Source organism: Collinsella sp. AK_207A (assembly GCF_902501965.1).
In the GTDB taxonomy this organism is placed as follows: Bacteria; Actinomycetota; Coriobacteriia; order Coriobacteriales; family Coriobacteriaceae; genus Collinsella.
Genome location: NZ_CABWID010000020.1, coordinates 1 through 23,449, shown reverse-complemented (window position 1 = coordinate 23,449; position 23,449 = coordinate 1). Strand labels below are relative to the sequence as shown.

The following is a 23,449-nucleotide window of genomic DNA, read 5'->3' as shown; positions in this document are numbered from 1 at the left end:
ACGCGCCGTCGTGGGGCGCCGCTTCGACGCGCCCCTGTGTGTCCGTGCGAGGGGTTATGCTTGCCCAATACGGATTGCGCGACGAACGCCGCTTGAAAGGAAGCTTCTATGAACGAGATTAAATGCCCCCACTGCGGTCAGGTGTTCCAGGTGGATGAATCCGGCTATGCAGACATTGCCAAGCAGGTCCGCGACCGTGAGTTCGCGCGCCAGCTGCACGAGCGCGAGGAGCATATGAAGCTCGAGAAGGAGCAGGCGCTCGAGCTCGCCCGCGCCGCCGCGCGAGAGAGCGCCCAGCGGGCCGCGGCGGATGCGGAGCGCGAACTCAAGGATGCAACCGCCACGCGGGACCAGAAGATCGCCGAGCTCACCGCCCGGCTCGATGCCGCCGAGCGCGAGCGCGACCTTACGGGCGAGAAAGCCGCTGCCGAGACCAAGCAGCAGCTCCAGGCTGACCTCGCCGCCCGCGATACCCAGATCGCCGCGCTCAAGGCCCAGCTCGACGCCGCCGACAACGAGTTCCGTACCGCCATGGAGAAGACGGTGCTCGAGGCCCGCCAGGAGGAGCGCGAGCGCGCGGAGGAAGCGCGTCGGCAAGCGGACGAGCTACGCCTCAAGCTGCGCGAGCAGGAGAGCGTCGCGGAGGCCGCCCGCGTGCGCGCCGTGGCCGCCGCCGAGCACGAGCGCGACGAGGCGCGCTCCAAGCTCGCGCAAGAGATCGCCGTGCGCACGGCGCGCGAGCAGGAGACCGCGGCGAGCCACGCCCTCGAGCTCGAGCAGGCCAAGAAGGCGAGCGACGAGCTCATCCGCTACAAGGACGAGGAGATCGAACGCCTGCGCGACATGAAGGTTCGCCTTTCCACCAAGATGGTGGGCGAGACGCTCGAGCAGCACTGCGAGACGGAGTTCAACCGCCTGCGTATGACGGCGTTCCCCAATGCGTACTTTGAGAAGGACAACGACGCGAGCGAGGGCAGCAAGGGCGACTTCATCTTCCGCGAGGAGCGCGACGGCGCCGAGGTCATCTCCATCATGTTCGAGATGAAGAACGAGAACGACACCACGGCGACCAAGCACAAGAACGAGGACTTCTTCAAGAAGCTCGATCACGACCGCACCGCCAAGGGCTGCGAGTATGCGGTGCTGGTCACGCTGCTCGAGCCGGAGAGCGAGCTCTACAACCAGGGCATCGTGGACGTGAGCTACCGCTACCCCAAGATGTACGTCATCCGTCCGCAGTTCTTCATCCCCATGATCACCCTGCTGCGCAACGCGGCCCTGGGCACGCTCGCGTACAAGCAGGAGCTCGTGGCCATGCGCCAGCAGAACATCGACGTCACGAACTTCGAGCGTAAGATGGAGGACTTCAAGACCGGCTTCGCCAAGAACTACGCCACGGCGAGCAAGAAGTTCAACGAGGCCATCAGCGAGATCGACACCACGATCCGTCATCTGGAAAAGGTCAAGGCCGCGCTCGTCTCTTCCGAGAACCAGCTTAGGTTGGCGAACGACAAGGCAGATGACCTCACCATTCGCCGGCTCACTTGGGGTAACAAGACCATGAAGGCCAAGTTCGACGAGGCGCGCGAGCAGGCAGCGGCCGCCGAGCATCCCGAGGCGGTGGAGCCCGCGGACGGATCGGATGCGGTTCCCGCCGATAGCTACGAGGTGGGAGACGATCAGGACTAGGATGGCGTGCCCGCACGCTTCCGGCCGAACCCGACCGCTTGCCGCAGCGGGTGCCGTTTGGGCTATACTCACACGCCAACGGTTCGCGGGAACTCGGAGGGGGATGGCCCATGAAGCGCGAGGAGCAACAGATGCAGGAGGTAGGGCATCGCCCCCTGATCGGCATCATGCCCTCGCTTAGGCCGGACGATGGCGCGCTCCACGTGGCCGGACGCTACGAGAACGCCATCGCCGCGATGGGCGGCGCCCCCGTCATGCTCCCGCTCGTCGATGACATCGAGGTCTTTCGCACGGTCCTGCCCCTGATGGACGGCTTTCTGCTCTCCGGCGGCAACGACGTGGACCCTGCCCAGTATGGTGAGGACGCCGAGTACGAGAAGCTTTCGTTCCTCACGCCCCGCCGCGACGCCATCGAGCGGCTCGTGCTCGCCTATGCTTTCGCGAACGACCTGCCGGTGCTCGGCATCTGCCGCGGTATGCAGATGCTGAACGTCTTTCTGGGCGGTACGCTCTACCTGGACCTGCGCGACCAGTTCCAGCCCGTCTCGGGTTCGCCTATCGGCATCACGCATGCGCAGCCCGCCGACTTTGGCACGTCCATCCACACGGTGCGGCTGGAGCACGGCACCCGGCTCTACCGTGCCCTTCACACGGATGTGCTCGAGGTGAACTCCATGCACCATCAGGGTGTGCGGCGTCTGAGCCCGTTGCTGGTTGCGAGCGCGTACAGTCCCGACGGGCTCATCGAGGGCATCGAGGCGCCTGAGCGCTCCTTCATGGTCGGCGTGCAGTGGCATCCCGAGTTCTTCCCCGGCCGGGAGCAGATGGGGACGATCTTCGCCGCCTTGGTAGACGAGGCGGGCATGGCGCGCGGCCTTCATCGGGCGGGGCGGCCCCTTGCCTTCAACAGCTTGGACCAGGCGGGCTGCTTCAACATGGAGATCTAACCAGAACCAAGTGCTTCATTAGCTCTACCTGCTATGTCACCGAACGGAAACAAATCAGGTTGACTTCACTTTGCTAAAGCGCAAAACTATGTCGCGTCCTACAAGGGAACCGCTACCGCGGCTCCAAAACGGGGGAGTATCTCATGCGCACCATCTGCATCAACATTGCGAGCATTATCAGCTAGCAGCGAGCTGCAGATGTTTGGCAGCTCGCTTCTTTGCGAGCGGCCATCGAAACCCGGGGGTCGCGACTGCGGCTCCCGGGTTTTTTATTCGCGCCGAGGTTCTCTCCGAACACGAAAGGAAGCACATCATGTCTTTCACCCTCACCCCGCGCCAGAACGAGCTCGCCGAGGCCCTCTACCACGCCTATGCCAAGAACGATGCGGGCGAGAACGAGCCCCTCACCATGGCGGATTGGACCGATGCCGTGGATGACGTCGAGGTTGCCTACGCCGTGCAGGACAAGGTCATGGCGAGCAAGGGCAAGGCGGTGGGCGGCTACAAGGTCTCGCTCACCAGCGAGGAGACCCAGAAGATGTTCGAGTCCGACTGCCCGCTCTACGGCGCCCAGCTCGCCGAGCGCTTCCACGCCGCGCCCTACACCGTGGACCTGGGCCGTCTGAACGAGCCGCTGGTGGAGGTGGAGTTCTGCTTCAAGGCCAAGGAGGACCTCTCCGCCGAGGACACGCTGGAGCAGCTGCTCGCCAAGTGCACCGTTGCCGGCGATATGGAGGTGCCCGACGCCCGCTTTAATGACTGGTTCCCCACGCTGCCCAAGTATCTGGTCGTCTCCGACTGCGCCGTGGGCGGCTGCGTGGTGTACGGCAAGGAGGTGGACGGCTCCGAGCTCACCGTGGACGGTCTCGCGGGCTATCACGCCAAGTGCTTCCACGACGGCGAGTTCGTGAAGGAGGGGGATACGTCCGAGATCCTCGGTAACCCGGTGAAGTCGCTCCAGTGGCTCGTGGGCAAGCTGGAGAGCCAGGGCAAGAAGTTCACCGCCGGTATGCGCGCCTCCGTGGGCACCGTCTTCGTGCCCGTGCACCTCACCAAGGGCACGTGGAAGGTCGAGTTCGACGGCCCGTTCGGCAGCTTCGAGGTCACGGCTGAGTAGCCTTCTCGGCAGCATCCATTCGCGCCGATGATGCGCCCCATGGCCCCAAACGCAGTAGGTAGGTTTGGGGCCATGGGGCTTTTGCTTGCGCCTGCGCGCCTGTGTACTTGCTGCGCGCTCGGAAGGAGTAGCTGCTGGTTGGTCCCGCCATAGGGCAAACACCAAACGGGAATATGATGAGGACTGCGCCGTTCGCGACGCAGCCCTCTGTTTTGTACGAGAAAGGAAGATCGCATGAAATACGCGGTGATCGGTGCCGGTGCTATGGGCCTTCGCTATGGCGTGCACCTGAAGGAGTACGCGGGCAAGGACGTCGACTTCATCGATACCTGGAAGCCCAACGTCGAGAAGATTCGCGAGCAGGGCGGCGTCTACGTTGCCCGCGACCACGAGAACCGCCATCTGGTGCCCATCGACGTCTACTATCCCGAGGAGTACACGGGCAAGCCCGATTGCTGGATCGTCTTCATGAAGCAGATGCAGCTCGACGGCATGCTCGAGCGTTGCGCCCCGCTCTTCAAGAAGGGCCAGCTCTGCTTTACCGCCATGAACGGCATGGGGCACTACGAGAAGCTGCTCAAGTACTTCGATCCTGCGCACCTCTTCGGCGGCACGGCCGTCATCGCCACCGTGCTGCCCGGTCCCGGCGACGTGGACTTCATGGGTGCCCTCGGTAAGGAGTACATGCACGTGTGCGCCTACGACAACGAGCGCACCGCGAAGGGCGACGAGCTGTTCGCCGACTTCACCGCGGCAAAGCTCGGTCCGGAGTGGAGCCCCGACATCATGAGCATGTCCATGGCGAAGGTCATGCTCAATTCCGTCTGCAACACGCTCTGCACCATGTTCGAGATCCAGATGGGCCCGATCGGCGCGGACGAGCATATGCGCCACGTTTGCACGCAGCTGGTGAACGAGGGCTTCGACGTCTGCGAGCTCGCGGGCATCGACCTCGGCATCAGCCGTGAGCAGGAGGTTGACGCCATTATGCAGAGCTTCGTCGACCTCAAGTACCACTATCCCAGCATGTGCCAGGACATGTTCAAGGGCCGTCCCACCGAGGTGGATTACATCAACGGCTACATCGTGAAGCTTGGGCGCGAGCATGGCTACGAGGCCGTGCGCCACGAGCTGCTCTGCAACGAGGTGCATTTTGCCGAGACCGCGCATCGTTGGCGCGCGGAGCAGGCGTCCTAGCGCCTGGATCGTCGCCCGAGAGAACGAAAAATGGACCCGAGACGATGCCGTCGCGGGTCCATTTTGTTGCCTGTTTGAGGCGAGGGGAGTTGGGGCTTAGCCGAAGTAACGCTTCAGCAGACCGGCGAACGCGCGGCCATGACGGGCCTCGTCACGCGCCATCTCGTGCACGGTGTCGTGGATGGCGTCCAGGCCAGCGGCCTTGGCGCGCTTGGCGAGGTCGGTCTTGCCGGCGGTGGCGCCGTTCTCGGCCTCAACGCGCATCTCGAGGTTCTTCTTGGTGGAGTCGGTCACGACCTCGCCCAGCAGCTCGGCGAACTTGGCGGCGTGCTCGGCCTCCTCGTGAGCGGCCTTCTCCCAGTACAGGCCGATCTCGGGGTAGCCCTCGCGGAAGGCCACGCGGCTCATGGCCAGATACATGCCGACCTCGGAGCACTCGCCGTTGAAGTTGGCGCGCAGGTCCTCGATGATGTCCTCGGAGACGTTGCCCTCATGGGCGATGCCGACGACATGCTCGGCGGCCCAGTTCATCGCGCTCTCCTCCTGCTTGGTGAACTTGGAGCCGGGGCAGCCGCACTGGGGGCACTTGTAGTCGGCGGGCAGCTCGTCGCCGTCGAACTCCTCAACGTAACCGCACACGGGGCATACGAACTTCATGGTGCACTCCTTCGCTTGAGGCGATTTTCGCGACGCGCCGGTCCCGTTCGGGTCCCTCTCCGACTTGTCGCGACTGAACAACGTTCAGTGTATGCGCGCGGGCGGACATCCGGCCCCTGCGGGAGTCGCTCCGTAAAATGCCCAAGATAAGTCATGTAGCGGTAACTTTTTGGACCCATCGCGGCTGCAGCCGGGCGCCCGTCCTGGGCTACAATAGCGGGCGCAACCGATTGAAAGGGACCCCCATGATTCGCGAACTGATTCACGACGACGCCATCCTCTCCACGCCGTGCGAGCCCGCTACGGCGGAGGACGCCCCGGTCATCCAGGATGTGCTGGACACCTTGGCCTCGCTTTCCGACGCCGGGTGCCTGGCAGCCAACCAGATCGGCGTGACGAAGGCGATCTGCGCCGTGGAGGGGGACGACGGCAAGCCGTTCGTCATGCTGAACCCCAAGCTCGTGTTCGGCCTGGGTCCGCAGCGCGTGCAGGAGAGCTGCCTCACCCGCGAGGGCGTGGTGAACGTCAAGCGCCACATCAAGATCAAGGTGGACTTCGACGAGCTGGTCGACGGCGAGCTCCGTCATCGCCGTCGCGAGTACGCCGGCTTTACCGCGCAGATGATCCAGCACATGATCGACCACTGCAACGGCAAGCTGGTGTAGGTCTCGCCTCGTCGCTAACCCTCGTTGTACGTCACGCCGAGGATGGCGCAGAGGATGCTCACGATGATCGCGCCGACAAACGCCGAGCCAAAGCTCGCGATGCTGATACCCGCACCCAGAAAGCTCACCGAGAGCCAGCTGGCGAGTTCGAGCATGAACGTGTTGATGATGAGCTGGAACACGCCGAGCGAGAAGAAGGTTATGGGCAGCGAGATGATGCTCAAAAACGGCTTCACGAGCGTGTTGACGATGCCGAGGAAGAGGCTCACGAAGAGAAAGCAGAGCCATGGCTCGGCGCCGAACGCACTGAGGCCCGGTATGAACCAGACGGCGATGGCGAGCGCGATGGCGGTCATGATCCAGTTGAGCAGAAAGCGCATGGCAGGCTCCTTAGGCTTCTTATAATGAACTTCAAACCGGGGAGAGTATTCCCCATGCGGCGCGGGGATTTCCCCGCGCCTTGTTTGGGAGGGATTATGGCGCAGCAAGGCTACACGTACGGCGATCCGCTCACCGCCCGGCCGTGGACGGCGGCGGACGGTTCGCGGGCCATCTCGTTCTTCATCTTCAACACCGACGTGCACGTGCATGCCTACGCTTCGGCCGAGGTTGCCGACCCGGCCCTGCTGGCGCTGCGGGACCGGTGCGTGTTCTTTGAGCACGCGCTTTCGCGCACACGCTCCGATTCCGATATCGCGCGCGCCCACGCCGCATCGCCGGAGCCGGTTGCCATCGCTCCCGAGACGGCCGAGCTCGTGCGCTTGGCCCTGGGCTATTGCGAGCGGAGCCAGGGGCTGTTCGACATCACCATGGGCACGGTCACGTCGCTCTGGAACTTCCATACGGGGGTGGTGCCGAGCAAGTTGGCCCTCTCCCGCGCACTCCCGCACGTGGGATATCGGAATATCGCGCTGGGTTGGGTTAGCGCCGGTGCCCCCACCCTCGCCATAACGGACCCCGAGACAGTGCTCGACCTGGGCGGCGTGGCCAAGGGCTACATTGCGGACGACCTTGCGGCCGGTCTGGTGGCGCACGGGGTGGATCGCTTCGTTATCAACTTGGGCGGCAACGTGCTCGTGCGCGGTGGCCGGCCGGCGGACGAGACCTCGCTTCCGCCCGTGCACGCTGGCGATCCATGGCGCATCGGCATCCAGAACCCGCTCGACGAGGCCCATAGCCGCGCGATCGTGGAAGTGCGGGACGGCTCGGTGGTGACGAGCGGCGTGGCGGAGCGGCGCTTCACACGCGGCGGCGTCACCTACCACCACATCCTCGACCCCAAGACGGGCATGCCCGCGCAGACGGACGTGGCGAGCGCGACCATCGTGGCCGCTTGCTCGCTTGATTGCGACGGGTGGTCCACCACCGCGCTCATGCTGGGCGCCGAGCGGGCGATCGACTTCATCGAGGGGATCAGCGGGATCGAGGCCGTTATCATCACGGATCGCGACGAGGTGCTCTGGACCGAGGGGATGGCGGAGCGGCTCTCGCTCGTGCCCACGCTGCCACGGTTGTAGCGCCGAGTCGGGCTGCGCGGGCCGGCACGCCTAGTGCGGGGCGGCAACCGAACCAGGCCTGCTGCAAGGGCCGCCCATCCGCCGATGCGCCGCAACCGGCGGCGGTTGTTGACTTGGTGTGCTCGAGCGCTTTAGCGTAGTGGTGTGATACACTTCCGCGAGCAGATTGGCAGTGAATAGAAGACCGGTTCTCTGGTCTTCTTGAGTATCGGTCTTGCCGTTTTCGAGGGAGTCTGGTGGTGTCTTGTGAATATCGAGAAGATGTTTGATCAGGCCGACGTGCAGCAGCTGGTCGATGCGTTCCTGACCCTTGAGGACGCCGACGACGTTCGCGCGTTCCTCACCGACCTCTGCACTCCGCGCGAGATCTGCGACTTTGCCCAGCGTCTCCAGGTGGCGCGCTATCTGGACGGGGGGGATCCCTATGTTGAGGTACAGGCGCGCACCGGCGCCTCGTCCACCACGGTCAGCCGCGTCTCCAAAGCCCTGAACGGCGAGTGGGGCGGTTACCGTCGCGTCCTCATAGAACTCGCCGACCGCGCGTAGCCGCGGCTGCAGCCGTATCGTTTCAAACAAGGCCCCGTGCCTCCAAGCATGAATGACATGGTTGGAGGCACGGGGCCGCTTCATTGCCGCGGGGCAGGACGCTTACATCAGCCTGAATAAATACCACACGATGCGGAACGGCAGCGTCATGATGCACCAAATGGTATAGAGAACAACAATCATACCGGTACCTCCTTATGACGTTGAGGGCTTATGTAAACGCCCTTCTGCTGGTTCGCAGCATAGCATGCGGCGCGGACGCCACTTCTGCGTGGTTGGATAGACGGTCAGTCAGCGCCGCTCCGGTACGCCCGCTCGAGAAAAACCGTCAATCTCGTCAGGTTCTGAGCGACTCGCTCGTGTTGAAGGTGAAGGGGGAGAGGGACGAGCCCTCTCCAATCCAACCGAGAGCGAGGCTACCATGCAGTATGCAACGGCGCGTAAGTACGAGGGGGTGAGGGGCGTGGACGATACGGCGGCACCCGCCGGGAGCGAGCGAACGGCACCCGCGACGCCGGCGTTCATCGAGTCCGAGATTGACCGCCTGGTCGAGGCCTATGCGGACCTCATCACCCGCGTGAGCTACACCTACCTGGGCTCGCGCGCGGACGCGGAGGACATCTGCCAGACGGTCTTTCTCAAGCTGTTCGACCTCATGGGCAGCGGCACCCGCCGGTTCACCAGCGCGGAGCACGAGAAGGCCTGGATCATCCGCGCCACCATCAACGCGTGCAAGGACGTGCTCAAGAGCGCGTACCGGCAGCGCACGGTGACGTTGGACGACGAGGCCGGCGTGCAGGCGACGGCGGTGCTCGAGACGCTTACGACCGAGGGTCCCGAAGCGGAAATCGCGGGCAGCGACTCGCCCGTGCTCGCCGCGGTGAACGCCTTGCCGGCACTCTATCGCGAGACCATCTACCTGTACTACTACGAGGGCTATTCGGCGCGCGAGATCTCCACCATCACCGGAGCGAGCGAGGTTGCCGTGAACGCCCGTTTGAGCCGCGGCCGCAAGACGCTGCGCGAGATGCTGAAAGGAGACGCACGATGAGCGAGCAGAAGATGAACGGGAACCAGCACGAGTTCAACGCCTTTGAGCGGGAGTTCCTCGCCGCGTACCAGGGCGAGCTCTCCGGGGCCGGCCTCTCCAACGACGCCAAGGCGCGTCTCAAGGGCAAGTTGCGCCAAGCGGTTGTAGCGAAGGCCGCGGCGCGGGCAGCCGAGGAAGCTGCAGCGGCGAAGGATGCAGAGGCGCCCCTCCATGTGCCGGCGCAGGTGCTCGAGATGCCGGCACGAGTGGCGGCGAACGCTGCTCCCGCCATGGCGGTAACGGGTTCCCAGTCCGTCGCGCCGCGCCGTCAACGCCCCAGCGCGCGCCGCCCCCGCACCCGCTGGGCCGTGGCGGCCGGTCTGGTGGCGGCGCTCCTGCTCGGTGGCGGCGGCACGGCGATCGCCTCGGGCGTCATCTCGGTTCCGCTTTCGCAGGCTGTCCAAGACCTGTTCGGCGGCAGCGTGGCGGACACCAAGATCGTCGACAAGGTCGGCCGTCCCGCGGGCGCTTCCGCAACCTCGAACGGTGTGACCGTCACCGCGGACGCCATCATCGGCGATGCCGCCAACGTAAAGATCGTCTACACGATCTCGCGCGATGACGGCAAGCCCTTCGATTTCTCCGGCGGCAATTACAGTGCCACCAGCATGGGCTTCGAATCCCCCGGCAGCTTCATCGACGGCACCCGCGGTATGGCTGGCGGTGCGTACTTCTACGATGCCGATCCCACCGACAACAAGGTGCAGTACGTTGAGGAGTGGAACGTCGACGTCGATGGCGGCGAATCGCTCATTGGCAAGACCATCCACGTGGATCTACGCGACCTTAAGGTGTATAGCGCCGACGAGGGCGTGAGTGCGGGCGATGCCACCTCGGGCGACCAGAGCGCGAACGCGGCGAATGCCGGCAAGCTGCTCGCCAAGGGTGAGTGGAAGCTCGATTTTAAGGTGAACTACGAGGATGCGGGCGTGTCCATCGGCGAGGGAACCAAGATCAAGCAGGGCGGCATGGATGCCACCATCGATAAGGCGACGATCAGCCCCGTGGCGTTCACCATCGAGTACTCGGTAAATGGCTTGCTTGAGGATTCCGGGAACGCGGAAAGCGGCCAGGAGACCGAAGAACGGCAAGGCGCGCTGGAGAGTTTCTGTAACCAGGACTATGTCTTCACGATGAAGGACGGCAGCAAGACCGAGGTGTCGAACGCGAGCAGCTCCATGAACAGGGACGAAGTCGGCGGCAGGGAGATTATCAAGCGCGGCTTCTTCTTCGACCAGATCATCGACGTGGACCAGGTGGCGAGCGTGACCGTCAACGGCACGGAGCTCATGGCAAAGTAGTCGCTTGATCCCGAGGGGCCATCCCCGCGGCTGTATCGCAACGCCCCCAATCCCAAACGGAACCGACGCGTTTGGGGTTGGGGGTTTCTCTGTGCGGGGGGGCTACCCCGTAGCAGCCCCCGCGTTCGTCGATTGTAAAAAGCCGGTTGCGTTGTCCCGTGCACGCACCGCAGTGCAACAAAGCGCTTACAGTCGACATATTGCATCTCGAGGATGGGGGACATGTGACCGATCTACGAATTGTGGACCTGGCGGGAGAGGCCCGGGCCTTCTCCGACGAGCTGGCGGACTGGCGCCATGAGCTGCACCGGATTCCCGAGCTTTCACTCAGCCTGCCGCAGACGAGCGCTTTTGTGCGGCAGCACCTGCAGGAGCTGGGGATTCCCTTCCGCACGGCGGTGGACGGCTCCTGCGTGATCGCGCTCATCGGCCGCGGCGCGCAAGCGGCTGCCGCGGGCGACGGCACGGCTACGGACGAGGAGGCCGGTCCCACCATCCTGCTTCGCGCGGACATGGACGCCCTGCCCGTTGCCGAGGAGTCCGGCGAGCCCTTCGCCGCCACCTGCGGGCGCATGCACGCCTGCGGGCACGACCTGCACGCCACCTCGCTGCTGGGTGCCGCTCGCCTGCTCAAGGCCCGCGAGGCCGAGATTGCAAAGCTCGGTACCGTCAAGCTCGTGTTCCAGCCGGGTGAGGAGACCTTCCTCGGTGCCCGCGCCGCCATCGAGGACGGCCTGCTCGAGGCCCCGAAGGTGGACGTGGCCTACGCTTCGCACGTGATCGCCGCCATGCCACTCGGGGTCGTCGCCCACGGCATCTCGGTGCTTTCGGGCGTCTACGGCTTCCGCATCGTGCTCACGGGCAAGGGCTGCCACGGATCCGCCCCCGAGACGGGTGTCGATCCCATCACCGCGGGCGTGCACGTGCACCTGGCGCTGCAGGAGCTCATCGCGCGCGAGGTGAGCGCCATGAAGGAGGTCGCGCTCACCATCGGCTCCTTCCAGGCGGGCGCCGCCGCCAATGTCATTCCCGACACCTGCGTGCTCGCGGGCACCATGCGCGTGTTCGAGCCCGCGCTCATGCGCGATCTGGTGGAGCGCATCGGCGAGCTGGTCCGGGGCGTGGCGGCCACGTATCGCTGCGATGCCCAGATCGAGGTCATCAACGACGTGCCGCCGCTGGTGCTCGACGAGGCCATGGTGGAGGCGTGCGAGGGCTACGTTGCCGCGGCGCTGCCCGATGCCCCGCAGGTGGGCGGCATGCACAACATGGCGTCCGAGGACTTCTCGCTCGTGTCTGAGCGCGTGCCCTCCGCATACTTCATGATCGGCGCCCAGCCCACGGACGTGGAACAGGGGCTTCCGCAGCACAACCCCGGCGTTCGCTTTGCCGACGAGGCACTGCCGCTCGCTGCCACCGCCTACGCCGCCGTGGCCCTGGGCTGGCTCGGCGACCAGGCGAGCGCCTAGCGTCTGGCGCCTAGCACCCAGCGCCCAGCACCAGCACCCGGCCGTGCCCACTCGGCATCGCCCGCTCTTGTTCCCGCCCTCAGAAGGAGGACCCATGGCATCCAAGACGTACAAGATCTTTCCCGGCTGGTTCGTGGTGGCCGCCGGCTTCCTCATCATGGCCACCTGCTACACCACGTTCATCAACTGTATCGCGCTCTTCCAGGCGTATATCGTCAAGGACCTGGGCCTCACCCTCTCGCAGTACAACCTCTCGAGTTCCATCTCCACGCTGATGAGCATCGTGGGCGCCGCCGCCGTGGGTATCCTGGCCGACCGCGTCTCGAGCCGGGTGCTCGGCTGCCTCTCGGTGGCCATCACCTCGCTCGTGCTCGTGGCCCTCTCGTTCATCACCGCGGCGTGGCAGCTCTACGTGCTCATCGCCATCGCCGGCGTGGTGGTGGTCGCCGGCACGCGCCTGCTCATCTCTCTCGTCTCGGCCAACTGGTTCACGGCCAAGCGCGGCCTTGCCATCTCCATCGCGCTCTCGGGCTCCGGCTTTGGCGGCGCGGTGCTCTCGCCCATCGTGAGCTCGATCATCATGAGCTACGGCTGGCGTCCGGCGCTCCTTGCGCTCGCGCTCATCTGCTTTGTGGCGAGCTTCCCCATCACCGCCTTCGCCTTTCACACCCGTCCCTCGGACATCGGGCTTGAGCCCTACGGCGCCAAGAAGATTGCCGAGGAGGCGGCCAAGGACGCTGCCTCTGCCGAGGAGTTCGCCGCCGCGCGCGATGGTGCCGGCTGGGACGTCGTTAAGCGTCATCCGTCTTTCTGGCTGCTCGTGGGTGCCTTCGTGCTCATGGGCGTCGTGAACCTGGCGGTGCTCGGCAACCAGGTGACCAACATGACGGGCGTGACCATCAACGGCGAGAAGATCGTCACGGGCGGCCACAGCCTTACCTGGGCGGGTACCGTCATGAGCGTCTACATGGTGACGGTGGTGATCGCCAAGATCTCGCTCGGCGCCATCTACGACAAGTTCGGCCTGAGGGCCGGTAACATCCTGGGTTCCGTTGCCTGCATCATCGCATGCGTGGGACTCTCGTTCCCGGCCACGGATTGGGGTCCCTACGTGGGCGGCATCGCCTTCGGCATCGGTACCTGCATGGGCACGGTGGCGCCCACGGTCGCTGCCTCCAAGCTCTACGGTATGCGCGACCTGGGTAAGATCTCGGGTTGGATCACGAGCCTCGAGATGGCCGGCGGCGTGGTGAGCTCGCTGCTCGCGGGTGCCATCTTCGACTCCGCGCATAGTTTCGTGCCGCTGTGGATCGTCTGCGGGGTGTGCTCCGCGCTGATGCTCGCGGGCCTGCTGGCCGCCGAGAACAGCGCCAAGAGCCTGGCGTAGCCAACGCGACGACGCTGAAAGGTCTCGTCCGGCCGGCCCCTGGGAGCTACGGTTCCCGGGGGCCGGCTGCATCGGCTCGTATGTGAACGAACGGGTCCGCGGCAGGCGTGTTCCGCCCGCGGGTGTAGACTTGCCCCCGAAATGCGCAAGGGGGCTTGTTACATGAATTTCTCGTTCGTGGCATTGCAGATGGTGACCGTTTCACTGCCCATTCTCGTGGGATGGGCGGCGCACAAGCTCGGCTTTATGGATGACGATTTCGACGTCCGCCTCTCCACGCTGGTCTTGAACGTGAGCATGCCGTGCATGATCCTGGCTTCGCTGGGATCGGCCGGCGGACTGCCCTCAACGGGCGAGATGCTCTGGATGCTCGCGGCCACGGCGACCATCCTCGTGGTGTCCGGCCTCTTGGGCTACGTGCTGGCGCTCCTGATGCGCGCACCCGTTGACGAGCGCGGCATCTACCAGTTCATCGTGATGTTCGGCAACTGCGGCTTCATCGGCTTCCCGGTGGTCCAGGCCATCCTCGGCAAGGGCTCGCTGCTGCTCGCCGCCATCGGCATCATCCCCTCCAACATCCTCATCTTCACCGCGGGCGTGATCATGGTCTCGGGCGAGGGCGGGGGATGGAAGCGCACGCTGAAGGACGTTGCGGCGTGCTTCAAGACGCCGGTGCTCATCTCGAGCTTGGTGGTAACGGCGTGCGTGGCGCTCGGCATCTCGGGCTTTGGCGTGGCGAGTGACGCGCTCACCATCGTGGGCGAGCTGACCACGCCGGCGGCCCTGCTGCTCACGGGTTCCTCCATCGCCCGCTACGAGCCGCTCTCCATGCTCGCCAACTGGCGGGCCTACGTGGCGGCTGCGGGCCGCCTGCTGGCGGGGCCTCTGCTCGGGCTGCTGCTGCTCCGCCTGCTGGGGCAATCGCTCGGATTTGCCTGCCCGGCGAACGTGCTCGCGATCGCGGTGCTCCAGATGGCCATGCCCGTGGCCTCCAACGGCGCGCTGTACTGCCTGGAGTACGGCAAGGACGCCCAGCCCATGATGCAGGGGACGTTCTTCTCCATCATCCTCTCCATCCTGACGATTCCGCTGGTCGTGCTGCTATCGCAGTAGGCTGCGGCAGGGTCATCGCGGGCGGGTGGCTCGCTGCTACCGCCCGGGCGGCGCGCGCCCTGCCGGAGAAACGGTGCTATCTACCGCTCGCGCGTGCAGCCGAACGGCTTTTGCGCCAAACTAAGATTATCTGTCAATTGAGGATGCGCGGAGGGTGTCGCTTTGTACCTGGAACGAATTTCGTCTCCTGCAGACGTGCAGGCACTCGACGCCTCGTTGCTGCCGTCGCTCTGCGCGGAGATTCGCCGCGCCATCGTCGACTCCTCTGCTGCGGCGGGCGGACACGTGGGGTCCAACCTCGCTGTGGTCGAGCTCACCGTCGCCCTGCATCGCGTCTTCAACTCGCCGGTCGACAAGATCGTCTTCGACGTCTCGCATCAGAGCTACGCGCACAAGATGCTGACCGGTCGCGCCGCCGCCTACCTGGATCCCGCACGCGCTGGCGAGGTTTCAGGCTTCAGCAATCCGGCGGAGTCCCCGCACGACCTCTTCTCGGTGGGCCATACGTCCACTTCGGTGAGTCTGGCCTGCGGTTTGGCCAAGGCACGCGATCTGGCGGGCGATACGTACAACGTGGTGGCCGTCATCGGCGACGGCTCGCTTTCGGGCGGGCTTGCGTTCGAGGGGCTGGACAACCTGGCCGAGCTCGGCTCCGGCGTCATCGTGATCGTGAACGACAACGGCTGGTCCATCGCCGAGGACCACGGCGGCATCTACGCCTCCTTGGCCGAACTCAGGCGCACCGCGGGCACATCCGAGCGGAATGTCTTTCGCGATATGGGGCTCGACTACCGCTTCTTGGCAGACGGGCACGATGTGGCCGCGCTGGTGGAGACGTTCTCCGAGCTGCGCGGGACCGACCATCCCGTGGTGCTGCATGTGTGCACGGTGAAGGGTCGGGGCTACGAGCCGGCCGAGGCGAACCCCGAGGCCTGGCACCATCCCAAGCCGTTCGACGTCGCCACGGGCCTGCCCCGCGCCGCGGCGGGCGCCCCCGGCTACGACGAGATCACCGGCTCCCACCTGCTCGAGCGCATGGCGGCGGACCCAAAGCTGGTGGCCATCTCGGCGGCGACGCCCTACATCATGGGGTTCACGCCCGCGCGCCGCGCCGCTGCGGGCAGACAGTTCGTGGACGTGGGTATTGCCGAGGAGCATGCCGTGACGTTCGCCACCGGTCTCGCCATGGCCGGCGCGCATCCGGTGCTCGGCATCTACGGCACGTTTCTGCAGCGCGCCTACGATGAGCTGTGGCACGACCTCTGCCTGAACGGGGCGCCGGCTACGCTGCTCGTGTTCGGCGGTTCCGTCTTCGGTGCAAACGATGCCACGCACCTGGGCTTCTTCGACATCCCCATGCTTGCGGCGCTTCCGGCTCTTACCTATCTGGCTCCTGTGTGCCGGGAGGAATACCTCGCCATGCTCGACTGGTCCCTGGGGTATACCGACGGACCCGTTGCCATCCGCGTGCCCGCGCACGGCGTGGTCTCCCGTCTCGATCTGGCACCGGCGGCGGGGGAGGACTTTGCGCGCCCTCGCTATCAGGTGGTTCGCTCCGGTTCCGATGTCGCGCTGCTCGCGCTGGGAACCTTTTTCGAGCTGGGTGAGCGTGTGGCGGATGCCCTAGCCCGGGTAGGGATTCGCGTGACGCTCGTGAACCCGCGCTCCGCCTCCGATCTGGACGAGGCGTGCCTGGACGAGCTTGCCTGCTCGCATCGCGTGGTCGTGACGCTCGAGGACGGGGCGCTTGCCGGCGGTTGGGGCGAGCGCGTAGCCGCCTACCTGGGTTCGCGGGACGTTCGCGTGCGTTGCTTCGGACTCGACAAGAGCTTCCCGAATCGCGTTCCGGCAGATGAGCTGCTCGCTGCGTGCGGTATCACCGTGCCGGCCATCGTCTCCGACGTGGAGGCTTTGCTTCGCTAGCTGCGCTCGCGGGACCGACTGTTCCCTTCCATGCCCCCAAACAGATCAGTTTTGTTTGGGGACATGATGCTATAACAACGAGAGCGAGGGGCTAGAGAAAGGAACTTTGCATGGCTGATTATCTTGATGCGGCGCGCGGCTTGGTCGACTTCACCGGCGCGTGTCCGAGCATGTTTCATACGACGGCGACGATCAGGCGCGAGCTCGACGAGGCGGGCTTCACCTATCTTCCCGAGACGGTGGCCTGGAACGTTTGCCCCGGTGGTTCCTATTACACGGTGCGGAACGGCTCGACCGTCATCGCGTGGGTCGTCGGCGCGGAGGTAGGTGCCGCGGTTTGCGGGGTTGATGACGCCGCCCTCCCGTACCATTTCCAGATCGCGGCCGCGCACGGCGACTCGCCGACCTTCAAGGTCAAATCGGTGCCCGAGTTCGCCGGTCCGGGCGAGTACCTGCGTCTGAACGTCGAGGCGTACGGTGGCATGATCGATTACACCTGGCTTGATCGCCCGCTCGGCCTCGCGGGGCGCGTACTCGTGCGCGAAGAGGGCGGCGAGGAGGACTGCGCCGGAGGCCGCGTGGAGAGCCGCCTGCTTGCCATCAATCGCCCCGTGGCGCTGATACCGAGCCTGGCCATCCATATGAACCGCGAGGTCAACAAGGGCTTTGCGCCCAACCGACAAGTGGATTTGTGCCCGCTCTTCTCCACCGGCGCCCTCAAGGCAGGCGCGTTCAACGCGTTGGTGGCCGCTGAGCTCGGCGTGCAGCCGAAGCAGGTTATCGCGCACGATCTCTTCCTCGTGAGCCTGGAGCGGCCGACGCTCTGGGGTGCTCGCGCGGATGCGCCGGAGTTCGTTTCTGCGCCCAAGCTGGACGACCTTATGTGCGCCTATACCGCGCTCCGGGCGTTCCTGGCGAGCGGCAATTCGCACGACATCTCGGTCTACTGCTGCTTCGACAACGAGGAGGTCGGCTCCAACACCAAACAGGGAGCGATGTCCACGGTGCTCGCCGACGCGCTCTCTCGCGTGAACGCCTCACTGGGCTTCGAGCCGGAGGCCCTGCAGCGCGCCCTGGCGGCATCGATGCTCGTGAGCTGTGATAACGCACATGCCGTGCACCCCAACCATCCGGAGTTCGCCGACGAGGGCAGCCGTCCGGTGCTGAACGGCGGGCTGGCGGTCAAGGAAGCGGCGAACCAGCACTACTGCACGGATGCCTTTAGCCGCGCGGCTGTCTGCGCGGTGCTCGATGCCGCTGGCGTGCCGCACCAGTCCTTTGCGAACCGCAGCGATATGGCGGGCGGTTCCACGCTCGGCAACCTTTCGAACATGCAGGTGAGCATGCACGCTGTGGACGTGGGATGCCCGCAGCTCGCCATGCACTCGAGCTACGAGACGGCGGGCGCGCGCGACGCCCAGCTCGCCATCGATGCGCTGACGGCCTTCTACAACGCCGATTTGCGGATAGAGAACTCAGACGCCTTCCAGGTGTAGGGGGACCGGCTTCTGCTGCAGCCGTGAACGAGCGATGTGATTTGGGTGCCAGTTTCCGGTTTTTCGAAAAAAATGCCAGAAATCGGTGGTTCGGGCGGGTTTCTGTAGAGCCGGGCCCGGGGCGCTGTGCCCCATGGCGTTCACATGGCAGCAAAAGCCCAGGAAACGGACGAGCGGATCGCCCCCCCTCTAGTGCCTGAGGCACCCGCAGACAATCAAACGGGCTCCAAACGGACCCTTGAATCCCTGTCGGCTCTACAAAAACCAACCAAAACCGCCAAAAAACCGCTTGAAATTGAAAAAAGCGCTTCTGCTACCCCGAACGTGTCATCGAACCCGGTTCCCTGACACCGGCTAGAGCATGACGAGGATGATACCGATGATGCATGCGGCAACGCCCGCGCCGCGCGCGAGCGTTATGTGCTCACGATAGAACGCGCAGCCTATAGCGACCAGCGCGATTGCTTGCAGCACGTACATGAGGAGCGTTCCGAGTGAAAGATCCCATCCTGCCCGGAAGAGCCAGAGCGTGCTGACGTCGAGCAGCACCAGGCATGCCCCAAATGCTGCAGCAGTCCAGTTGACCTTCTTAAACGACGCTCCGATACCCTTGCCTCGAACACTGAATACAAGCGCCACGCCAGCGCAAAAGAGACACGAGGCGTAGGCGACCATGACGGAGGCAAATGGATCAATTTCCAAAGGCGTTACCTTCTGCACGAGCATATAGACGAATCGCGCAACGAGCATGATGAGTATAGGGGAATAGAATCGGATCCGATTGCGAAGACCATAGAGTCCCATCCGACCTGTTCCAGCTTCGGTATGCTTGCGCTCTTCAGAGATGCTCGTTGCTGTCACACCGGCAAGGCAGAACACGATTCCTATGATCATGACGAACGTGAGAGACTCACTCCAGAAAACGATGCCAGCGATAACGGAGAGCACCGAGACACCGATATTGACCACGAGTGTTCCGACGCTAATATCCCAGCCAACGCGGTATACCATGATGACGGAGACGTCTATGAGCACAATAGTGATGCCAAGGGCAAACGATGCCCAGTTAAGCCCGGAGAGCGCAGACAGAAGCGATGCATGAGGGGACACGGCAAAGAAGAGGACCGTCGATGCGATAAGGCTCACCAGATACGTGATGATGAGCGTTGCGAAGGGATTCGCTTCATCGGGCACAGCCTTCCCCACGACGTTGTACAGTACGTTGCCAACAACGATAAGGATGAGCGGAGCGTAGTAGAGCATGGATTCGGACATAGATCCCTCCCTTGGACGGTTCCGCTTCTTCAGGATCCTTTCTCGGTTGTTGTGCTAGCAGGCGATGGCTGGTCTGGCAGATGGTTGAAACGACGCTGATATTATTAGAAAGAAAAGCAGTAAGCTCTTATAAGGCATATCAGCAAACGGTCTAATACATCATGTTAGCGGCTAGTTTATACCGTTCACTATGCAACTACAAAATTTAGCAATAACGAATATTTACAACAACAAAAATCAGAAATACACTTGCACCAGTGCACTACCATCTGCTCCCACGCTATGGAAGGAGACGCATGGAAACCATCCTGTTCTACGTCCCGCTCGCCGTTGGTGTGCTTGGAAACATCCTTTACAACCTTTTTGCAAAAGCGACGCCCGAAGACGCCAACACGTTTGCATCGCTCACGCTCACCTATCTGGCGGGCATGATCGCAACGTTCGTCCTCTACCTCGCAACGACTGGTGGAGGCGATATCATCGCTGAATTTGCAAAGGCCAACTGGGCATCCTATGCACTCGGCCTGTGTATCGTTGGTTGCGATGTGGCCATCATCCTGTTGTACCGCGCAGGATGGGATCTGAGCGTCGGCACGCTTGTAGCCAACATCTCTGTTTCGCTTGGCTTGGCCGTCCTCGGTGTCATGTTCTGGCAGGAATCACTCGGCCCCATCAAGGTCATCGGCATTCTCGTGTGCATCGCGGGCCTCTATATAGTGAACCGTCCCCAGAAGGACAAGGGCATACCGGGAATTACCGAGCTTACGCCCTAAATCTCGCATGCCGTCAACTCCTATGAGAGGGAGCAATTATGGGTGACATCGCAATCATGAGTGACATCGCAATCATGAGTGACATCGATAACAAGATCGACCGGGTTATCATCGCCGATGCCATGTACCGTGGAATCGGCCGCGGCGACGAACCCGTTCCGGGCGGTATCGCAATATGCGGTGATACCATCGTCGCAATCGGTACCGAGGAAGACCTGAAGCCTCTGATCGGTTCGAATACGGATGTGCGCCGTTTTGGCGCTGATAAACTTCTCATCCCTGCAATCTGCGACGCCCATCTGCATCTTGAGAACACGGTGCTGTGCGAGAGCGGTCCCACGCTGCGATTCGTGACGTCCGAGGCGGAATGCGTGGCCAACGCGAAGGCATGGCACGAGGAAAACCCGGAATCGTACTGGGTCATAGGATTCGGTTGGCACCAGGCGAACTGGCCCGGTGCCCAGGTGCCCGATAAGAAGCTCCTTTCCGAGGCCCTGCCCGACAATCCTGCGTTCCTTATGGATATCGATACGCACTGTGCCTGGGTGAACCAGAAGTTCTTTGACGAGATGGGCATTACCGCCGAAACGCCGGACCCGGAGGGCGGTAGGATTTGGCGCTACGAGAATGGTGAGCCGTCCGGATATCTGGAGGAATCCGCCGCCATCGGTATCGAGCCCGATGTGCTGAAGCGTGCGATCTCCGATCCGTTGGCGCGCCGGGGTAAGCTCGCTCGTACTATCGAGATTCTAAACCGGCGCGGCGTCACGGAGGTTTTCGATGCGTTCGACACACCGCAGACTTGGTACGAGGCGGTCGAGGATCTGAAGTCCGAAGGCTTGCTCAACATCCGCTTGAACACCTCGGTGCTCATCAATGGTGTAGACGACTACATCGAAAAAGGCTTGGACCTCGCCAAACGCTATCCTAACCGCGAGGATTACATCACGTTCTGGGGATTCAAGGTGGTGGGCGATGGTGTGGGCGGCGCCCATACGGCTTGGATGACCGAACCGTATGCGGACGATCCAACGTGCTTTGGCGCGTGCCTCATGGATCCGGACGAGATGAAGCGTCGCGTGCTCGAGTGCCTGGGGACTGGACATCCTATCCATATCCACGCCTGTGGAACGGCGACGGTACACCATGCCCTCGATTGCATCGAGGAGGCCACGGCCCACGGTCTTACGCGAGGCGAGCGCAACGTCATCACGCATTGCGACACGGTGAACGCCGAGGACTTCGCTCGCTTCCGGACCCTCGGCATCGTAGCTGCCCTCCAGCCCGATATGATGGCTCCCACGCCAACGTACGAGACGGACTTCTACCGCCCCTTCTTTGGCGAGGAAGTCTACAAGCTCTCCTGGGCGAACCGCGCCATGTTCGATAACTGCGACTATATCTCGTTCAGCAGTGATTCTCCCGTCGGGTTCGCAGGCACGCTCCATCAGATCTTCCGTTCCACCGAGCGCGTCTTCAACGATGGGAAACCCGAAGGCGGAATCAATCCCGAGCAGAAGATCAGCGTCGCCGAGGCGCTGTGGGCTTACACCTGGGGCGGTGCATATCAGCTTGGCAAGGAGCAGCTGAAGGGCTCGATTGAGGTAGGCAAGCGCGCGGATATCGCCGTGCTCGACCACAACCTGTTTACCTGCAATGCGGATGAGATCGTGGGTACGGAGTCCGTGCTTACGCTCATCGACGGCCGTATCGCCTACGAGAAGCACGACTAGGGGAGGGGCATCATGGCAACTGCAGCTAAGAAGTCGGGAATGGCGTTCTATTACCCCGTCATTCTCATGATCATCGTCAATATCCTCTATAACGTGGCGGCCAAATCGACGCCTGCGGATATCGATTCGTTCGCCTCGGTTTTCCTGTCCTACTCTGCATGCTTCATCGCGTCGTTCGTGCTGTTCTTCGCGACGAGCAAAGATAAGAACTATCCACGAGCTCTGAAGAAGTGCAACTGGTCGGCGCCGGCCATGGGCCTTGCGCTCGTGCTGATGGAAGTGGCGATTCTGCTCCAGTACCGAGCAGGCTGGGATGTCAGCATTGCGTGCTTGGTGCTCTATGTCATTCTCGCCATCTGCCTGATGATTATCGGAGTGCTGGCGTTTAAGGAGCGCGTGAGCGTGTCGCGCATCGTCGGATGCTTCGTTTGCTTCGGTGGCCTCGTGCTGCTGATGATGTTCTAAGCGAGAGAGAAAACATGCCGACCCCGGGAATCTGTTAGGATGGGGGCGTGCATGACCGAGGGGACGGGGATTCTGTAAGGCTTCCCCGTCCCTTTGTGTGTAAAGAGCGAAAGGGGGATCCGTGGGATCCTATGCGGCGGGAGATGCCACGAAGGAGAGCATCAAGAACGCGGCGCGCAGGCTATTCTATGACAATGGCGTCGATGGCGTGTCGGACTCTGCCGTCTGCCGCGAGGCCGGTGTTCAGCGCGGACTGGTGAGCTACCATTTTGGTGACCGCGGGGGGCTGGTGGCCGCCATCTATCGCGAGTACGTTACCGCGCTTCGGGTTGCTGTTGCTCGGCGCTTTCCTGTCGATGACCCTGCCCTTGGCTACTGCCTGTTGGAATACCTACTGGTCGATCTTTTGTATCGTAATGCGAATATGCGTCGGTTCTACGTCGATATCCTTCGGTATCCGCAGGCCTCCGATGAAGAGGTGCGCGTCCAACACGAACAGATTGAGCGCATCTTTTCTTCGCGCGGCGGCGAGTATACGCAATCGCGCGTTCATATTGCCGTCGCGCTGTCGCAGGGTGTGTTCAACGAGATCGTTCGCTGCATCGATACCGGCTATCTCGAGGGGAAGGACATCGCCGAGGTTCTTGAGGCCGATCTGATGGTATCTATGTCCATCATGGGTTTAGAGGACTGGGAGGAGCAAGAGCTCGTAAGCCACGCCCATGAGATGGCGAGTGGCTGTCGCGTGGCGGTGGGTCGCACACTGAAGCCGCGCATCATTGCATCGCGCGATTCTAAGGTGTAAGAACGTGTCTGGTTCGCTCGTTCACTTCCGAGCGATGTGATTTGGGTGCCAGTTTCCGGTTTTTCGAAAAAAATGCCAGAAATCGGTGGTTCGGGCGGGTTTCTGTAGAGCCGGGCCCGGGGCGCTGTGCCCCATGGCGTTCACATGGCAGCAAAAGCCCAGGAAACGGACGAGCGGATCGCCCCCCCTCTAGTGCCTGAGGCACCCGCAGACAATCAAACGGGCTCCAAACGGACCCTTGAATCCCTGTCGGCTCTACAAAAACCAACCAAAACCGCCAAAAA

The 23,449-nt window shown here is 63.2% G+C and carries 21 protein-coding genes; 18 read left to right on the top strand and 3 right to left on the bottom strand.

Annotation, left to right across the window (positions count from 1 at the left end; all coding sequences use genetic code 11):
* The first annotated feature begins 108 nt into the window (after positions 1–108).
* From GDJ97_RS07710 to GDJ97_RS07695, 4 genes are all read left to right on the top strand, one after another.
* The gene (locus GDJ97_RS07710) at positions 109–1,689 is read left to right on the top strand and encodes a DUF2130 domain-containing protein (protein ID WP_152070721.1); all 1,581 of its coding nucleotides are present in this window, start codon (positions 109–111) and stop codon (positions 1,687–1,689) included.
* 110 nt (positions 1,690–1,799) lie between these two features.
* The gene (locus GDJ97_RS07705; RefSeq protein WP_152070720.1) at positions 1,800–2,636 is read left to right on the top strand and encodes a gamma-glutamyl-gamma-aminobutyrate hydrolase family protein; all 837 of its coding nucleotides are present in this window, start codon (positions 1,800–1,802) and stop codon (positions 2,634–2,636) included.
* A gap of 313 nt (positions 2,637–2,949) precedes the next feature.
* Positions 2,950–3,753: a 2-keto-4-pentenoate hydratase gene (locus tag GDJ97_RS07700; protein ID WP_152070719.1), complete on the top strand. Its 804-nt coding sequence runs from the start codon at positions 2,950–2,952 to the stop codon at positions 3,751–3,753.
* A 234-nt stretch (positions 3,754–3,987) separates the two neighbouring features.
* The gene (locus GDJ97_RS07695; protein WP_152070718.1) at positions 3,988–4,950 is read left to right on the top strand and encodes a ketopantoate reductase family protein; all 963 of its coding nucleotides are present in this window, start codon (positions 3,988–3,990) and stop codon (positions 4,948–4,950) included.
* Between the two features lie 96 nt (positions 4,951–5,046).
* Here GDJ97_RS07695 and GDJ97_RS07690 read toward each other — a convergent pair whose 3' ends face one another.
* Positions 5,047–5,607: a ferritin family protein gene (locus GDJ97_RS07690; RefSeq protein WP_152070717.1), complete on the bottom strand. Its 561-nt coding sequence runs from the start codon at positions 5,605–5,607 to the stop codon at positions 5,047–5,049.
* 245 nt (positions 5,608–5,852) lie between these two features.
* On the opposite strand from GDJ97_RS07690, the gene GDJ97_RS07685 reads away from it, so the two are divergent.
* Positions 5,853–6,272: a peptide deformylase gene (locus tag GDJ97_RS07685; RefSeq protein WP_152070716.1), complete on the top strand. Its 420-nt coding sequence runs from the start codon at positions 5,853–5,855 to the stop codon at positions 6,270–6,272.
* Positions 6,273–6,286: 14 nt separating this feature from the next.
* On the opposite strand, the gene GDJ97_RS07680 is transcribed toward GDJ97_RS07685, so the two are convergent.
* On the bottom strand, positions 6,287–6,652 hold the full coding sequence (locus GDJ97_RS07680; protein ID WP_152070715.1) for a phage holin family protein: 366 nt from the start codon (positions 6,650–6,652) through the stop codon (positions 6,287–6,289).
* 96 nt (positions 6,653–6,748) lie between these two features.
* Here GDJ97_RS07680 and GDJ97_RS07675 point away from each other — a divergent pair, with 96 nt between their 5' ends.
* The 9 genes from GDJ97_RS07675 to GDJ97_RS07635 all read left to right on the top strand — a co-directional run bounded on the left by GDJ97_RS07675 (position 6,749) and on the right by GDJ97_RS07635 (position 18,114).
* Positions 6,749–7,789, top strand: coding sequence for an FAD:protein FMN transferase (locus GDJ97_RS07675; protein ID WP_152070714.1), 1,041 nt, complete (start codon positions 6,749–6,751; stop codon positions 7,787–7,789).
* A gap of 246 nt (positions 7,790–8,035) precedes the next feature.
* Positions 8,036–8,335, top strand: coding sequence for a YerC/YecD family TrpR-related protein (locus GDJ97_RS07670; protein WP_152070713.1), 300 nt, complete (start codon positions 8,036–8,038; stop codon positions 8,333–8,335).
* Positions 8,336–8,756: 421 nt separating this feature from the next.
* Complete coding sequence (locus GDJ97_RS07665) at positions 8,757–9,386, top strand: RNA polymerase sigma factor (protein ID WP_152070712.1); 630 nt, start codon at positions 8,757–8,759, stop codon at positions 9,384–9,386.
* Positions 9,383–10,726, top strand: coding sequence for a DUF4179 domain-containing protein (locus tag GDJ97_RS07660; RefSeq protein ID WP_152070711.1), 1,344 nt, complete (start codon positions 9,383–9,385; stop codon positions 10,724–10,726). The genes GDJ97_RS07665 and GDJ97_RS07660 overlap by 4 nt, the downstream gene beginning before the upstream one ends.
* Positions 10,727–10,950: 224 nt before the next feature.
* Positions 10,951–12,195: a M20 family metallopeptidase gene (locus GDJ97_RS07655; protein WP_226808919.1), complete on the top strand. Its 1,245-nt coding sequence runs from the start codon at positions 10,951–10,953 to the stop codon at positions 12,193–12,195.
* A 94-nt stretch (positions 12,196–12,289) separates the two neighbouring features.
* Complete coding sequence (locus GDJ97_RS07650; protein ID WP_152070710.1) at positions 12,290–13,582, top strand: MFS transporter; 1,293 nt, start codon at positions 12,290–12,292, stop codon at positions 13,580–13,582.
* A gap of 162 nt (positions 13,583–13,744) precedes the next feature.
* The gene (locus tag GDJ97_RS07645; protein ID WP_193221357.1) at positions 13,745–14,695 is read left to right on the top strand and encodes an AEC family transporter; all 951 of its coding nucleotides are present in this window, start codon (positions 13,745–13,747) and stop codon (positions 14,693–14,695) included.
* A gap of 162 nt (positions 14,696–14,857) precedes the next feature.
* Positions 14,858–16,618, top strand: coding sequence for a 1-deoxy-D-xylulose-5-phosphate synthase (locus GDJ97_RS07640; RefSeq protein WP_152070708.1), 1,761 nt, complete (start codon positions 14,858–14,860; stop codon positions 16,616–16,618).
* 110 nt (positions 16,619–16,728) lie between these two features.
* The gene (locus GDJ97_RS07635) at positions 16,729–18,114 is read left to right on the top strand and encodes a M18 family aminopeptidase (protein WP_152070707.1); all 1,386 of its coding nucleotides are present in this window, start codon (positions 16,729–16,731) and stop codon (positions 18,112–18,114) included.
* A gap of 354 nt (positions 18,115–18,468) precedes the next feature.
* On the opposite strand, the gene GDJ97_RS07630 is transcribed toward GDJ97_RS07635, so the two are convergent.
* On the bottom strand, positions 18,469–19,389 hold the full coding sequence (locus GDJ97_RS07630; RefSeq protein ID WP_152070706.1) for a hypothetical protein: 921 nt from the start codon (positions 19,387–19,389) through the stop codon (positions 18,469–18,471).
* 296 nt (positions 19,390–19,685) lie between these two features.
* Between GDJ97_RS07630 and GDJ97_RS07625 the strand changes: the two genes are divergently transcribed.
* The 4 genes from GDJ97_RS07625 (at position 19,686) to GDJ97_RS07610 (ending at position 23,165) form a co-directional block, all read left to right on the top strand.
* Entirely contained in the window at positions 19,686–20,162 is a 477-nt protein-coding gene (locus GDJ97_RS07625) for an EamA family transporter (RefSeq protein ID WP_152070705.1), read from the top strand.
* A gap of 38 nt (positions 20,163–20,200) precedes the next feature.
* Positions 20,201–21,895, top strand: coding sequence for an amidohydrolase (locus GDJ97_RS07620; protein WP_152070704.1), 1,695 nt, complete (start codon positions 20,201–20,203; stop codon positions 21,893–21,895).
* A 12-nt stretch (positions 21,896–21,907) separates the two neighbouring features.
* The gene (locus GDJ97_RS07615; protein ID WP_152070703.1) at positions 21,908–22,360 is read left to right on the top strand and encodes a hypothetical protein; all 453 of its coding nucleotides are present in this window, start codon (positions 21,908–21,910) and stop codon (positions 22,358–22,360) included.
* A gap of 121 nt (positions 22,361–22,481) precedes the next feature.
* On the top strand, positions 22,482–23,165 hold the full coding sequence (locus GDJ97_RS07610; RefSeq protein ID WP_152070702.1) for a TetR/AcrR family transcriptional regulator: 684 nt from the start codon (positions 22,482–22,484) through the stop codon (positions 23,163–23,165).
* Positions 23,166–23,449: the final 284 nt, after the last annotated feature.

Coding starts and splice junctions, on each gene's coding strand:
- GDJ97_RS07710 (WP_152070721.1), top strand. CDS start 109: ATGAACGAGATTAAATGCCCCCACTGCGGTCAGGTGTTCCAGGTGGAT.
- GDJ97_RS07705 (WP_152070720.1), top strand. CDS start 1,800: ATGAAGCGCGAGGAGCAACAGATGCAGGAGGTAGGGCATCGCCCCCTG.
- GDJ97_RS07700 (WP_152070719.1), top strand. CDS start 2,950: ATGTCTTTCACCCTCACCCCGCGCCAGAACGAGCTCGCCGAGGCCCTC.
- GDJ97_RS07695 (WP_152070718.1), top strand. CDS start 3,988: ATGAAATACGCGGTGATCGGTGCCGGTGCTATGGGCCTTCGCTATGGC.
- GDJ97_RS07690 (WP_152070717.1), bottom strand. CDS start 5,607: ATGAAGTTCGTATGCCCCGTGTGCGGTTACGTTGAGGAGTTCGACGGC.
- GDJ97_RS07685 (WP_152070716.1), top strand. CDS start 5,853: ATGATTCGCGAACTGATTCACGACGACGCCATCCTCTCCACGCCGTGC.
- GDJ97_RS07680 (WP_152070715.1), bottom strand. CDS start 6,652: ATGCGCTTTCTGCTCAACTGGATCATGACCGCCATCGCGCTCGCCATC.
- GDJ97_RS07675 (WP_152070714.1), top strand. CDS start 6,749: ATGGCGCAGCAAGGCTACACGTACGGCGATCCGCTCACCGCCCGGCCG.
- GDJ97_RS07665 (WP_152070712.1), top strand. CDS start 8,757: ATGCAGTATGCAACGGCGCGTAAGTACGAGGGGGTGAGGGGCGTGGAC.
- GDJ97_RS07660 (WP_152070711.1), top strand. CDS start 9,383: ATGAGCGAGCAGAAGATGAACGGGAACCAGCACGAGTTCAACGCCTTT.
- GDJ97_RS07650 (WP_152070710.1), top strand. CDS start 12,290: ATGGCATCCAAGACGTACAAGATCTTTCCCGGCTGGTTCGTGGTGGCC.
- GDJ97_RS07645 (WP_193221357.1), top strand. CDS start 13,745: ATGAATTTCTCGTTCGTGGCATTGCAGATGGTGACCGTTTCACTGCCC.
- GDJ97_RS07635 (WP_152070707.1), top strand. CDS start 16,729: ATGGCTGATTATCTTGATGCGGCGCGCGGCTTGGTCGACTTCACCGGC.
- GDJ97_RS07630 (WP_152070706.1), bottom strand. CDS start 19,389: ATGTCCGAATCCATGCTCTACTACGCTCCGCTCATCCTTATCGTTGTT.
- GDJ97_RS07625 (WP_152070705.1), top strand. CDS start 19,686: ATGGAAACCATCCTGTTCTACGTCCCGCTCGCCGTTGGTGTGCTTGGA.
- GDJ97_RS07620 (WP_152070704.1), top strand. CDS start 20,201: ATGGGTGACATCGCAATCATGAGTGACATCGCAATCATGAGTGACATC.
- GDJ97_RS07615 (WP_152070703.1), top strand. CDS start 21,908: ATGGCAACTGCAGCTAAGAAGTCGGGAATGGCGTTCTATTACCCCGTC.